Here is a 13,886-nt window from a genome sequence, read left to right on the forward strand (position 1 = left end):
GGGACTATGGTGAGCAACACCAAGGAAGTGGCTCTGGAACAGGCGATCCAGCGGTATCTGACTGGTACGACAACCGAGGATTTGGCTAGCCAACCTGCGCCGGCCGAACAGGGCTACTTCCGGTTCGGCCAACCTTCTGATTTCGACGCTCGGAATGCGATCGACACAAACCTCTTCTGGGAATTTCTGGAGACCACACAAGGCAAAGAGCTGGCAAAACTGAAAGACCGCAGCCCCGTCGATTGGCAACGCAAGATACTCGAGCGCTTTGACCGGCTAGTAAAGAAGAATGGGCTTCTGCATCTGTTGAAGAAGGGACTTTCCGTCGATGACGCAGCCTTCACGCTCATGTACGCGGCCCCTCTGGCCAGCTCGGCGGCCAAAGTCCATGAAAACTTCGCCGCCAATATCTTCAGTGTTACCCGACAGGTGCGCTATTCGGAAAGTAATCCAGGCGAAGAGATCGACATGGTCCTTTTCGTCAACGGACTGGCACTGATCACTGTAGAGCTGAAGAATGCGTGGACCGGTCAAACCGCTCGCTACCATGGGCAGAAGCAGTATCGCGACGGCCGTGATGCTACCCAAACCCTTCTTCAGTTTGGCCGTGCATTAGTACACATGGCCGTGGACACCGACGAGGTGTTCATGACGACGAAGCTTGCCGGGCCGGCCACCTTCTTCCTGCCCTTCAACAAGGGTCACAATGAAGGCGAGGGCAATCCACCCAACCCCAACGGCCACAAGACCGCCTATCTGTGGGAAGAAGTGTTCGCCAAGGAAAGTTTGGCCGGCATCATCCAGCACTTCGTGCTGTTGGAAGGAAAATCGACAGACCCCCTGGCCAAAAAGTCGATGATCTTCCCACGTTACCATCAGTTGGACGTCGTGCGCCGGTTGTTGTCTCACGCTGCCACGAATGGCGTCGGACAAAGCTATCTGATCCAGCATTCTGCGGGTTCCGGAAAGTCGAATTCGATCACCTGGGCGGCGTATCAGCTAATAGATACCTATCCGGCATCTGTCAGCGTGGCGGGCGGAAAAGCATTGGACGAACCGCTGTTCGACAGCGTCATCGTTGTCACTGATCGACGTCTTCTGGACAAACAGCTGCGTGACAACATTAACGACTTCTCCGAAGTCAAAAACATCGTCGCACCAGCCATGCGTTCCGCCGACCTGAAATCGGCGCTGGAGAACGGCAAGAAGATCATCATCACGACGATCCAGAAATTCCCCTTTATCATCGAGGGGATCGCCGACCTCAGCGACAAGCGCTTCGCAGTGATCATTGATGAAGCGCATAGCGGGCAAAGTGGCAGCGCGCATGACAACATGAACCGTGCAATGGGCGCAGGCGATGCAGACCCGGACGAAGAAGACCCGCAAGATCGTATCCTAGCGGCGATGCAGTCACGCAAGATGCGCGGGAATGCTTCCTATTTTGCGTTCACGGCGACACCCAAAAACACAACACTCGAGAAGTTTGGGGAACGTCAGCCTGACGGGAGCTTCGAGCCGTTCCACCTCTACAGCATGAAGCAGGCGATCGAGGAAGGCTTCATTCTGAACGTCCTGGCAAATTATACGACCTACAAGAGCTATTATGAAATCCAGAAGTCGATAGCGGATAATCCACTGTTCGACACCAAGAGGGCTCAGAAAAAACTCCGGGCTTACGTGGAGCGCAGCCAACAGACGATCAACACAAAAGCTGAGATCATGCTCGACCATTTCATCGAGCAGATTGTGACGCCGAAGAAGCTTCACGGCAAGGCCAAGGGTATGGTCGTCACCCAGAACATCGAGTCGGCGATCCGGTACTATAAAGCGCTGACAAAGCTATTGGCGGAACGGGGCTATCCGCTCAAGGCCTTGATCGCGTTCTCCGGTGAGAAAGAGGTCGACGGTGTGACCTACACCGAGGCCGACATGAACGGCTTCCCGGAGTCGGACACGAGGGAGAAGTTCGACGAGGATGAATATCGGTTGCTTGTGGTCGCGAACAAATATCTGACCGGTTTCGACCAGCCAAAGCTGACCACCATGTATGTCGACAAGAAGCTGCAACATGTTCTAGCTGTGCAGGCATTGTCACGGCTGAATCGCTCCGCGCCGAAACTCGGCAAGCGCACTGAAGACTTGTTTATCCTCGACTTCTTCAACGACGCAGCTGATATCAAGTCCGCCTTCGATCCATTTTATACGGTCACCACACTGTCGTCGGCGACGGATGTGAATGTGCTTCATGAGATCAAGGATGCGCTTGACGCCGTCGGCGTCTATGAGTGGCAAGAGGTAGAGGATTTCGTCGCCCGGTACTTTTCCGGTGACGACGCCCAATCGCTTAGTCCAATCATCGATGCAGCGGCCGATAGGTTCAATCACCAACTGGGCTTGGCCGACAATGACAAGATCGACTTCAAGATCAAGGCGCGCCAGTTTGTGAAGATTTACGGCCAGATGGCATCAATCATGCCGTTCGAGGTCGTTGAATGGGAAAAGCTCTTTTGGCTGCTGAAGTTCCTGATCCCTAAACTGCATATCACGGACCCGGATCAGGACATGCTCGACGAGCTTCTGGAGGCTGTGGACCTGTCGTCTTACGGGCTTGAGAGAACCCGATTGAACCAAGACATCGAGCTTGACGCAACACCGACGGAGCTTGACCCGCAAAACCCCAATCCCCGCGGCTACCGGGATGGCGAACAAGAGCGGGACGCGCTCGACGACATCATCAACACCTTCAATGAGCGATGGTTCCAGGGATGGGGCGCGACGCCGGAAGAGCAACGGGTGAAGTTTATCAATGTCGTAAACGGCATCAGAGCGCACCCCGATTTCACCGAGAAATACGAAGAGAACGCCGACCCCTACAATCGCGGACTCGCGCTCGAGAAGATGATGCAAGACGTGATGCTAAAACGCCGAAAGGAAGAACTTGAGCTATATAAGCTCTTCGCTTCTGATCCGGCGTTCAAAGCTGCCTGGAGCCAAAGCATCGAAACAGTCCTTAGGACCGGCGTGTGACGGTTGATCACTTCAAGCCTGAAACGCTAACGCTATTGGAGCCGGCGAGGAATGTCAGTTACGACAACCGTGTTATTTCAACGGCCGCAGCAGGAGATTGCGACGCTTATCCGCGATCGACTTACCCGATCCGTCGCCACGCGTATTGTGACGGGTTTTGCTACGCCAGGCGGATTGGCTGAGATCGGTGCCCCGATACGAGCGAATCCTGGGAGCCTTGAAACCTTCGTGATCGGCGCGTCAACGTACCCAGGATTTCAAGCGCTCGACAATCTTTTGGCCGCGGGTGTGCCAATGGATCGGTTGTGCGTCCATCTGGGGTTTAGCGCGCCTTCTGGCACGCCCAAGAATCCGGTGGTGCGCTATCATCCAATGTTGCACAGCAAGGTCTATTACATGGAGTTGCCCGGCTCACGCGTATGCGCGTTCATTGGGTCACACAATGTAACGGCCTTTGCATTGGGAGGTAGCAACGGAGAGGCGTCAGTCCTTATCGAAGGCGATGTGGACGCGCCCGAGTTCGCCGCTGTCCGAGGCCATATTGATGAAGCGCAGAGACAGGCAACGCCCTATTCACCCGCCATGAAGGAAGGATTTTCATGGTGGTTCAAGGAATATGTGGAGGGCCTTAAAGCCGAGATACGCATGCCGACCGATTGGGTGACCGTTCGTACCATTCTCGCGTTCTCGCATGTTCAGGGCGGGCGCGGGCCGAAGACAGGCGAAACAATATACTTCGAAATCCCCGCTGGTATCGAACAAATTGAATCGTTGAAGACTGAGGTCCATTTGTTCCTTTACGACACCTTGCCTGCCGATCCGATAAGCGCCATCGCTGCCGCCAGCACCGCAAGCAGGCGCTACACATGTCAGACCATTGGAGTTGAAAACGGGCAAGGCAATCGAGAGGTATCGGTGGACTGGGTCATCGATAGCAGTTGGGCTCTCACCCCGGTGCCTTCTGCAACATTCCGCCCATCCACACCATTTGGCATGCAGCAGGTGCGAGCAAAAGTGGTGAATACGTCGCTGTCATCCTACGAGTATGCGTTTGAGCGAGAGCGGGCGGGCTGGGACCCCGCATATTCTGAAGTCGACGTTATAGACGTCTCGGAGTCGTCGCTTTCGGATGACGTCGCCAGGCATGAAGCGCGAGGGTATCGCCAGATTAACACATGGAGGCTTGTCACGTCGCTTGAACCTCGGTCTGGTTCGCAATTGGAAACCGATCAGAAGGCACTTAACCGCGCTACACCTGAGTCCGGAGCATTCATTCTGGTCTCCTTGCGCAGACGCCGCTCCGGTGGCAAGCAAGGGGGCTAGTTTGGGCCCTCCAGATGATCTGCGGATCGCGGTCTATGTCCCTGTCGCGCACCTCGCCATCCGACAGCGGCCGGTCCCGCGGGATGCGCATCTCGCGCGGGCGCTCGCCCAGCATTTCCACCTGCTGCTCATAAAGCGACGCCATCTCGGCCGTCGGGTTGTTCAGCCGCACCGCCTTGTCATGGGTGAGCGTGGAGACGTCTTTTTCGCGCGGGGTCTTGGCCATGTCAGGATGCCTGCAGTTCGAGCATTTCTTGCCGCATTTCATCGAAACGCGGAGCGAGTTGTTGGATGTGGTCGAGGGCCTCGACGATCGGCTTTAGGGCCTCCGAAAAGTCATCTTCTTCCGCGCATTTCGCGAGGACGTCCCTGTCCACCTTCACCGGCAAGAAAAGGCTTGGTTCGTCATCGAGAATAAAGCGCGTTCCAGCGAAGCGATCGGCGTTTTTCTGCAGGTACTTCTTCCACTGTGTCTTACCGAATTCGCCCTGCGCAAAGCGGAAACCCATTTGTCCGCGGCCCTCGCGGCAGAGGCGCGTCATCCAGAAGTAATCCTTTTCCTCGCTCCATTCGCCGTCATCGCCGACGCCGAAATCCAGTTGAAACCACGCTAGCCAACTACCGTCCTCATTCCGCCAATTCGGCTGAGCGACGCTAGCATCCCAGCTATCCCTCCAGGTTTCGTCGCCTTGGAGCCAGTTCTTATCGTCGGTCCAGTCTGCGACGACGTGATCGATGGCATCGGCTACTCTGTCCTGAAGCAGTTCCAGACGCCGCGCACCGTCATCAAGATCGGCGAGATGCTCGATTAGGAGCCTGTCGAGTTCATTCGGAAACATGAGTACCTTCAATGCAGATTCTTGATATGAGCAGCGAACTGTAAAAGCAGAGCGCCCGAGACTGACCTTTTGTGCGCGTCCGTGACGGTATTCGAAATAGCGCGTGCAACATCGCGCCAACGAAGGCAAACGAGCTCAGCCGGCTTGTCAACCGGCCAAGCCTCGCTCAGATAAAGCACTACCGAATTAGGCTTCTGTAGTGCCACGGCTTTGTTCTTCGCTAATTGAACGTAACGTAGAAGTTGCTCGGGACCTTCCGGAGCATCGATCTTCACTTCGATAACCATCACGCAATTTTCACCCTCGATGGCGAGGTCAACCCGGTTATCACGTTCACCGAGTGCACAATGTTCGATCGCGAGGCGGTAATTCTGGCCGAGGATAACGTCGTCCAAGACTTTTGCTTGCCCTCGCTTGCGAAGCAACTCGACTAGCCCGTCCAGTATGGCAGCGCGGAAACCGTGGGAACCGTTACAATCCAACGCCCAACCGAGAACCGCCGAGGTGCGGACCTCGTTGCGCTTGAGCCCTGCAATTGTCCAGACATTGAGGAGACGTCCATCATTTTGACAAGCGACCAAGCCGGCACGCAAACGCGCCATGAACCCGACTAGCCTCTCAGCAGCGAATTCTCGTTCCTGCGGAGCCTCAGTCTTTGCGCCGCAGTCTTGACGAAAGGCTGAGATCGTCTCCAGCACACGGGACAAGCGACGCACCGGGCCGAGGGACGCATCCGCTTCCCGCCGCCGTACGTCATTGAGGCGCGATAAGAACGTGTCTATCCAATTGTCTGAGGGGAGCTGTCTCATATAGATTGGCTGACCTCCAACGGCTCGGAAAAGAGGTTCGAATAGCGCGCCTTGAGGTAAGTTGCCCATTCCGGAAATGCTTCCGCCTGCAGGAGAGGCGCGAAGGCTTTGGAGATATTCATGCTGGCGAACCGATCGGGCAACTGCTGCAGTTTCCGCCAGACAGCTGCGAAATCCGACCCGTACTCGCGAAGCCTGGGAGCGGTGACGGCTTTCAAGGCCGAATTTCCGGCCGGCGATAGATGTAGCACGCGCACGATGTCTGCACCGTTTTCCCTTGCCTTTTCCATCTGGAATGCCAGCATTTGCTGACGCAGGAGTTGGTAGAACGGCTCCCAGAAAAAGTCCTCCAAAACCAGGCCAAGGTCAGCGCGAATCGGACCGTCCGGAGAAAGCACAAGGCTTTCGTAGCGCTTCAGGCGAGTAGCATTTCCATTAGGGCTGATCGGGGTTCCGTAGGATTCGGTGTATTTCCACTCGATCAACAGCGTTTCCCGCTTGCCATCGCGCTCGAACATCAGCACCGCGTCCGCGGATGTGGCGTTTGCGCCACGTGACCGCACACCACTTTTCCCGGACTCGTTGAGATAGTCTCCGCCGATCCACTCAAATCCGACAAACCATTCGCCATCCGGGCCTTCTTCGACCGGCAGCATGGTCGGCAATTCGCCCCCAAGCGCAGATTGCACAAGACGCGCCAGCATTTTCGGTTTTAGAACCAAGGGGGCCAGAAAGTTCACGCAGCAAACCTGAGATGAAAGGCCATGGTTGCTGTGTGTGTGCCACTGGATGCCCTTCTGCTTGAAATATGCAGGGACGGCGCTTCGAATAGACGGAGCGAGGTTGCGCTCGAAGCTCGCCGGATCGAGGCGATAGGCTGAACCGCGGTATCCACCATATCCGGGTTCTGATTCCGCGAAGAACTTGGATTGACCTGTCCGCTCGGCATTTACGAACGTGTTCATTTGCGCTATTCCGCCGCGATTATCAGTTGTGCCTCGGCTTCATCGCCCTCACTCTCGGCATCCACCCCTTCTTCCGATTGATCGCCGCGATAGGCCTGCTTGCCGGTTGCTCTCTCGATCAGTGCCAGAAGTTGGCGTTGCCGTTCGATCATGAACTCCGCGAATTTGTCCGTGCGGAGAAGCGACGGTTCAATGAGATGCGATGCCAGGTAGGCATCAAGGTTGGCTCTTTCGATCGGCGGAGTGCTGCTAGTGCCATTCTCCAACGTCGCCAGATATTCCGAAGGGGCAACACCGCCGATAATGCGATTGGTACGATAAGTCAGAGGGGTCTTGTTGATGATGGAGTCATAGACGTCTGACTTGATCTTGTTGTCCTCGCACCATCTCTTCGGGAAGATGTGGTGGATGTCGACGTTCTCGCCGAAGAAAACGATGTGGTCGAACTTCAGGCCAGAGCGGAAGTCGAGCGCACCTTCTTTCATCAGAAGCGCGTTCATACCCTTGTAAGCTGCCGAAAGACGCATACGCATGGTCTTCAGGCGGTCAGCCCGGAACGTCGTGTCACTGACAGTGGAAGGAGGACTTCCTCCCTGCAGCCAGACGGGCACCTCCATGAAGTCTTTCGCTATTCGCGTATCGACGGCTGACCCATAGAGTTCGCCAAAAACACCATTCCAGTACCACTGCTGCAATTTCTGTTTCAGCGTTGCGTGATGCAGCGCCGCCTCGTTTTCTGCGAGGATTGCGGCCAACGGAACGATCTGCGACTGATAAGGCAGGTCTTCGACCTTATAGATGTTCAGTTCGAACAGGAACTTGGCGGCGCGTTCGAAACCCTGTTCCGCCCTGTCGCAAAAGGTCTTGTAGGCACTCAGCGGCAGATTGAGCAGGGCCTGTCGATTGCCCGTCACCTGAGGCAGGTCCTTGCCCTGCTTCCCTTCGGACTCGGCCGCACGTCGTTTATCACGCGTATGGAAGAGCGAAATCACCTGCAAGAGGTCGGTGTTTGCGACGTTTGCCAGGATGCCCGTGTCCCTCCCGGCCGGGCGAACGGTTTCCGCTAGCCGTTGGTGACGGCCCTTTTGCCCGTCGGCACCGTACCAGTCCTTGCGCAACTCGAATCCGTCCGCCGCATACATGGCAGTTACGAGTTCGAATGCATCGAGTGGCTTGCCGCCGGTATTGACCTTCTCGAAGACTGTGCAGACGGCTTCCTTGGTCGTGGTCTTGTCAAGGGTGATTACCGGCACCTGGTATGACTTGAAATTCTCGAGGACCTCCTTCTTGAAGGATTTCCACCTGTCCTTTGCGGCTTTGCCTTCGTCGCCCTGCCAGTGGTCGTTGAATCCGTCCTGCCAGTCGTCCCAATCGAATACTTCGGTCAGCGGGAACAACATCGCCGCATATTCGTGTTCGCGTGTCGAAAGGTCGAGCTTGATCTCTCGGCCGAAATCGGTTCGGACAATCTTGTCCTCGGGAACGCCCGTGATGGCCTCCTCTCGGTCGGCCTCTGTATTGAGGGCCTTTTCGATATCGATATAGAACCAGCGTTTCACCCGCTTGTTCTTCGGCGTGACGGTCTCGACCACTTTGTTGCGAAGCGTGACCTGATACAGCGACGTCATCCGTTGCTGGCCATCGAGCAGAAGGAAGGACGGAGTAGCAGTCTTTGCTAAGTCCGGAGCTCCCTCAACAGGGCGGGGCTTGAAGTTGACGTCGCCGCCCGTTTCCAACGTCATTAGCGCTCCAACAGGGAACGCGCGGGACACGGAGGCAACGAGACTCTTAATGCGATCTTCGTCCCATACCCAGCTGCGTTGGAAATCTGGCAGTTGGAGAATACCTTTCTGGCAGTTGCCCAGCAATTCGTGCAGTGAAAATGGATTCGTCTTAAACGTTGCGCCAGCCATCATGCCTCCTCGGGTACGCCCCAGTCGCTGGGGTTTGGAATCGAACGCCAAGACGCGATGTGGCCGCGAATTTCGTTGATGATCGGCGTAGGGTTATAGCGGCTGCTGCCATCGCGGGTCTGGTCGAGATCGAGCGTGGCCTGCTTTTTGCCGTGGGTTTTCATTTTGCGGCTTCTCGGGACAGGGGCCACGTATTTCGACCGGCGCCGGCCTTCGATGGGCGGACGATTAAGCGGCTCACCGTTTTCGGAAAGCGCATGATGGCGCGTGGGAACTTGGTATGGAGAATTTAGAATTGGTTCGGCGTAGAACGGTTTGGTCATGCAATCTGTCCCAGAATCAATATCGCCATTCAATCGTCCTCGGGGACGCTATGCAACTCCTGCGACGCTTATCGCCTTGTGTCATAAGAATTCTCACACGGAATTTATTACCGCATTCCAATAGTATCAGAGAAAATCTAGGATTTTTTCCCATGTCGTAAGCATTGCCTCGCTTCAAAACGCAGATGGGGCGCTCTTTCACAAATTGTGCAAATAAATCACAACGTAGTTCAATCTTGTGGAGTTGCGGGCAAACCGCATTGGCGCGCTTGATTGAACTACCATGCCTCGCATAGTTTCCAATCCGCTACCGCTCATGGGTAGTGGTTGGGGACGGGTTTAAGTGTTTCAGGAAATTGGAAGTTTTGTCGTTACCTCGATTCTTGGTGTGGCGAATTATCTTGTAAAAGATGCGGCTGCTCCGGGTATTGTCGCTCTGGGGATCGTCGTTCTTCTGGTGATTTTCACTGCAGCTTTCTTTCAGGAAGTCTTTCGGCGACGAAAAGCAGTCCAGTGGCTCAGGCGAGAAATTCAGAACAGCCCTACAGGCGCAGACTTTAGCCGAGACGTTGACCTTGTGTCCGCTTCGATCAAAAAAAGGAGCATAAACAAATACCGCCGGCAATTGGCGGCTGCCTGGGAGAAATATAAGGAGACGCTTGTACCTCACGAAGAAGGCGGCAAGGTTGTTCTTCGTAATGCCGTCCGACCGTCCATGTTTCTCAATCCGGAGGACTTAGGCTTTGGGGTCGGGTTTTGGCGCATCGTACCCGGGCTTTTTGTGTCGGTCGGGCTTTTTCTGACATTCCTGGGACTAATCGCTGCGCTCTCTACGATGGCACAGGGTGCAGAGATCGATAGCGGCGTGATGCGACAGTTGCTGTCGGTGGCCTCCGCAAAGTTTATCATGTCGCTGACGGGGCTCTTCTGCTCTATCGTGTTTACGATACTTCTTCGAAGCATCTACGGGTCATTAGAGCAGTCGATCCATGAATTGTGCGCAGCAATTGAGCAGCGTCTCACCTACATCAGTCTGGAAGCGCTTGCTGCCGAACAGTTGAAGGCAACTCGTGAGCAGCGCGAGCACTTCCGCTTGATCGGAATGGAATTGGTTGCTGAAATCGGCCGCCCTTTGAGGGAAGAGCTGCCGGCGGCAATCCAAAGCTCCATCGCCGGTGCCATGGCCCCGATCGTGGAGAAAGTGGGCAAACTCGGCGCGGAGGGCGTCGGAGACATGGTGTCTGGAATATCGGACAAGCTCACAGATTCCATCGGCATCGCGCTGACCGAGGCCAGCCAGAAGATTTCTGATGCGGGCGAACGGCTTGGCTTCCTTGCCGATCGGCTCGATCAAAGCTCGGGGCGGATAGGGTCGGAAATGGAGGGCGTGACGGAGCGCGTAGCCCAGGCTGTGGAAGACCTCCGTTCGGCAATCATGAGTACGGCGGAGGTTACCGGAGGGACATTCAACGAGGGCGCAGAGAAGCTGCTGGCGGTCATGAACCGGACGCTCGAAGGTATTCGCGACAATACCGGCGAAGGCGCGCGCGCTATGTCGGCCGCCGCCGAAGACATGCGCCAGGCGGCCCAATCCTTCAAGCAGGAGATAGAGTCTGCAGCCCGGACCGGAACGGAAGCCGCTCAAGAGCGCATGAGGCTCGCCAGCCAGCAGGTAAGCTCGGCTATTGGGGATGCGGGGAAGGGTGTAGCTGACGTCCTCAGCCGTACGAGCGAGGAAATTGCTCGGGTCGCGGGAGAGGTTTCCGAAAAGGCCGGCGCCGGCTTGCTCGCGCCTCTCGCTGAGATAGGCAGCAAGTTGGAGGGACTGGTCAAGCAGTTGAATGAAGGTACGTCGGACATGCGACGCATGGCCGACGGGGTGAGGGCTGGTGCCGATGCTTCGGAAAAGGCCGCGGGTACCTTCAACGGAGCGGCAAGCTCGCTTGTTGCGGCTGTCACTCCAGTGAAAGCCGTCGTGGATCGAATGGAAGGTTCGATCCGGCAACTTACCGACAGCACACAACACGCAGCGAGCACCGTGTCGAGGTCTGCGGAGGCGACCGCTGAGTCCGCTGCATCTGCTCTTGCCGCTGCGCAGGAAATTCTCCAGGCGGAGGCCAAATCCATTGAAAGCGCGTTGGGCGGCGTCTCCGTGATGTTGGAACGTCTAAAGGGGCAAGGCGACCGCCTTGATGAAATGGACGGAAAGCTCGGCCAAGCCTTCGATCTCTACACGGAGAATGTGGAGAAGGCCGTCCAGGGCATGTTCGGTCACGTACGCGATCTGCAGAACAGGCTAAACCCTGCTCTGGATACCATGCGCGAAATCGTTGAACAGGCCGAGCAATTCGCTCCCCAGTCGCGGAGAGCCTGATGCGCGGCGGTTTCCGGATGCGTTACCGAGAGGAAGAGGAGGAGAGCGCATTCGTCTCCATGACGGACATGACCGTCAGTTTCCTTTTCATCATCATCCTTTTGCTGGCCTACTTTGCCCAGCAATATAGCGAGAAAGACACAGTACCCAGGCCGATACACGAAGAAGTGACGAGGGAGAGGGACGAAGCTCGACAGGACATCGTTCGCCTGCAGACAATCATCGCTGCTCATGAGGCGACAATCTCGTCGTTGCGTGAGGAGGTGAACAAGAAGCAGGCGACGATCGAGCAGTTACAGGCTGAAATCGCGCGGCTACTGGCAGAGATCAAGGAGATGAGAGAGGCTCTTGAAAAGCTCAAGAAAGTCGACCCGCTTGAAGCCTACTTGGCCACGTCGGCGATTGAGCGGCGTCGAATTCTCGAAACTCTACGCAATCAGCTGAAGATCGATTTTCCTGATCTCGAGGTGGTCATCAGTGAGGAAACCGACGCTTTACGCTTCCAGGGTGACGGCCTATTCGCAACCGGATCATCGACGTTGCGTCCCGATCGGAGGGCAATCGTGGAAACTGTTGCGACTAGGCTGTCGCAGATTTTGCCTTGCTACACGATCGGTCCACGTTCGAATTGGACGGCTGAATGCAATCCCGGAAATGCGATTATAGAAGCTTTGCAGATTGAGGGACATACCGATTCAACCGGTGACTTTACGGCCAACCTGGCTCTGTCCACCAATCGCGCGAACAGCACTTTTTCCACAATTCTCAGCAAATCTGGCGAGCTAGTCGAATTTTTGAACTTCCGACATCAACCCGTGTTGTCCGTCGCGGGGTACGGGCAAATGCGGCCCGTTAAGGATAACTCGACGAAGGAAGGGCGCGATACGAACCGCCGCGTCGACCTCCGAATCATCATGTACACACCAAGCCAGTCGGCCGAAATCGACCGCATTCGGCAGGCATTGAGGCAAGACAGCTCCGGGGATATCGCGAATTGACCCTCAGCAAGAGCCTCTCCCAGCACCGTCAGTTCGCCGGGCCCGCCTTGCCGGCTTTGAACTCACTTGTATCCAGGACAGAGCGAATTCTATCCCGCTGGCCGGATGTCGTCGCCAACCCACCCGAGAAAGATCGCGAAAAACTAGTAGCCATGGTTCGGGACAAACTGGAGCGTAGCGACTGGGAGGACACGAAGCTTTCGCTGATCACCAGCGCCGGCAGGGCATTGTTCGACGAGGATCGGCGCACAAGACGTGATTTGGCAGGGGTGCGAGATTTCTATTACAGCGAGACGCGCGCCTCGACCCGGGCTGGTTTTCTCGGTGGAATATTTTCCATTTACATGGACAGTTTTGATGCCAACGCTGAACACACGTGGCAATTGGCTGGTGCATTGTCGGCAGTGACGGGGCGTCTGGGAGCTCGATGGCGTATGATGCTTGATGCTATCCCTGAGATGCTCTCGCCCGATGCCGTGACCGATGCTGTCGCGCGACAGATGGTGTCGATGGACGACCTCTGGACCGGTCTGCAGAAGCTCGGTATCCGCAGCCCCCATGCGCCAGGTCTGATGAATGCCGTCCACCTGGCTTATGTGAAGCAGATCGAGCCGCATCTCGATCAACGCGTGGAGATGGAGCGGCTGATCGAATGGTTGAAGCCGGAGGGCAGAGAGGCGAAGACGACCGGCGCCGGCGAGGCGATTGCGGCCCTGCTTGGACACTGGGTGAAGCGTTCGCCGCCGCCCGGCGACCTTCGCTATCTGACAGAAAACATCATCGGTATTTACGGTGACCCTCGTGTCCAACGCGGCGGCGCTTGGTCGGCGGTACCGGAAGACAGGATGACGGTAATCCTGCGTTGGCTAACAGGGGAAAACATCCGCTTCTTCCTTGATGTCGTATCGGAAGTGGAAGACAGCCACATGTGGGTGCCTCGAAGGAAGTTTTGGCTCGGTTTGCATGAACGTGGCCGCATTGATGCGGCCTGGGTTGCATTCAGCGATTCTGCGGCGAAGGAGGCAAAGCGACGCGGGGCGGGAGGTAAGGGGACGTTGCGATTCGGCGTGCAAACGGCGGGTTACGGCCGCGCGAATACGTCACTGCTCATACTGAAAATCGGCAGGAAGATCGTTGTAGAGGGCTCTCATAGCTATAAGGTCCACATTTTCGACGAGTCCAACCAGCGAGCGCCCACGCTCTACCAGTGGCGTTACGATTGTGAGGCAGTCAGGGTCATACCCGGTTCCAATGTGAAATCGCACAATGGTGATTGGCAGAGTTGGGTCTTGGAACACATCTAGGTGAAAAC

General features: G+C 56.1%; 11 protein-coding genes and 1 pseudogene. 6 read left to right on the forward strand and 6 right to left on the reverse strand.

All coding sequences use genetic code 11. From position 1 onward, the window contains the following. Nucleotides 1-6: 6 nt before the first annotated feature. Nucleotides 7-3,030, forward strand: coding sequence for a type I restriction endonuclease subunit R (locus tag RWK44_RS05300; protein WP_316028496.1), 3,024 nt, complete (start codon nt 7-9; stop codon nt 3,028-3,030). A 51-nt stretch (nt 3,031-3,081) separates the two neighbouring features. Then, complete coding sequence (locus RWK44_RS05305; protein ID WP_316028497.1) at nt 3,082-4,353, forward strand: hypothetical protein; 1,272 nt, start codon at nt 3,082-3,084, stop codon at nt 4,351-4,353. On the opposite strand, the gene RWK44_RS05310 is transcribed toward RWK44_RS05305, so the two are convergent. Both RWK44_RS05310 and RWK44_RS05315 read right to left on the reverse strand, forming a co-directional pair. Then, on the reverse strand, nt 4,301-4,579 hold the full coding sequence (locus tag RWK44_RS05310) for a hypothetical protein (protein WP_222014056.1): 279 nt from the start codon (nt 4,577-4,579) through the stop codon (nt 4,301-4,303). The genes RWK44_RS05305 and RWK44_RS05310 overlap by 53 nt on opposite strands. A gap of 1 nt (nt 4,580) precedes the next feature. Further along, a complete protein-coding gene (locus RWK44_RS05315; protein ID WP_316028498.1) occupies nt 4,581-4,895 on the reverse strand; it encodes a hypothetical protein in 315 nt (104 codons plus the stop codon). Between the two features lie 147 nt (nt 4,896-5,042). On the opposite strand from RWK44_RS05315, the gene RWK44_RS05320 reads away from it, so the two are divergent. Beyond that, the gene (locus RWK44_RS05320) at nt 5,043-5,165 is read left to right on the forward strand and encodes a hypothetical protein (RefSeq protein ID WP_281410766.1); all 123 of its coding nucleotides are present in this window, start codon (nt 5,043-5,045) and stop codon (nt 5,163-5,165) included. A gap of 35 nt (nt 5,166-5,200) precedes the next feature. Here RWK44_RS05320 and RWK44_RS05325 read toward each other — a convergent pair whose 3' ends face one another. The 4 genes and pseudogenes from RWK44_RS05325 to RWK44_RS05340 form a co-directional block, all read right to left on the reverse strand. Continuing rightward, on the reverse strand, nt 5,201-5,794 hold the full coding sequence (locus tag RWK44_RS05325) for a PD-(D/E)XK nuclease family protein (RefSeq protein WP_165505606.1): 594 nt from the start codon (nt 5,792-5,794) through the stop codon (nt 5,201-5,203). A gap of 203 nt (nt 5,795-5,997) precedes the next feature. Continuing rightward, nucleotides 5,998-6,966 (reverse strand): PGN_0703 family putative restriction endonuclease, encoded by a 969-nt coding sequence (locus tag RWK44_RS05330; protein WP_168279520.1) that lies wholly within the window; start codon nt 6,964-6,966, stop codon nt 5,998-6,000. 5 nt (nt 6,967-6,971) lie between these two features. Then, complete coding sequence (locus RWK44_RS05335; protein ID WP_316028499.1) at nt 6,972-8,882, reverse strand: GmrSD restriction endonuclease domain-containing protein; 1,911 nt, start codon at nt 8,880-8,882, stop codon at nt 6,972-6,974. A gap of 11 nt (nt 8,883-8,893) precedes the next feature. Continuing rightward, nucleotides 8,894-9,202, reverse strand: a pseudogene (locus RWK44_RS05340) (restriction endonuclease); the annotation flags it as partial. A 343-nt stretch (nt 9,203-9,545) separates the two neighbouring features. Between RWK44_RS05340 and zorA the strand changes: the two are divergent. Genes zorA through RWK44_RS05355 form a run of 3 tightly spaced genes read left to right on the forward strand, consistent with a single transcriptional unit; the run spans nt 9,546 to nt 13,878 of the window. Further along, a complete protein-coding gene (zorA, locus tag RWK44_RS05345; RefSeq protein ID WP_316028500.1) occupies nt 9,546-11,576 on the forward strand; it encodes an anti-phage ZorAB system protein ZorA in 2,031 nt (676 codons plus the stop codon). Continuing rightward, complete coding sequence (locus RWK44_RS05350) at nt 11,576-12,574, forward strand: OmpA family protein (RefSeq protein ID WP_131646023.1); 999 nt, start codon at nt 11,576-11,578, stop codon at nt 12,572-12,574. Before zorA ends, RWK44_RS05350 begins: the two co-directional genes overlap by 1 nt. After that, nucleotides 12,571-13,878: an EH signature domain-containing protein gene (locus RWK44_RS05355; RefSeq protein ID WP_131646022.1), complete on the forward strand. Its 1,308-nt coding sequence runs from the start codon at nt 12,571-12,573 to the stop codon at nt 13,876-13,878. Before RWK44_RS05350 ends, RWK44_RS05355 begins: the two co-directional genes overlap by 4 nt. Nucleotides 13,879-13,886: the final 8 nt, after the last annotated feature.

The sequence above is a fragment of the Rhizobium sp. 25PS6 genome (genome assembly GCF_032464655.1).
Classification (GTDB): domain Bacteria; phylum Pseudomonadota; class Alphaproteobacteria; order Rhizobiales; family Rhizobiaceae; genus Rhizobium; species Rhizobium laguerreae.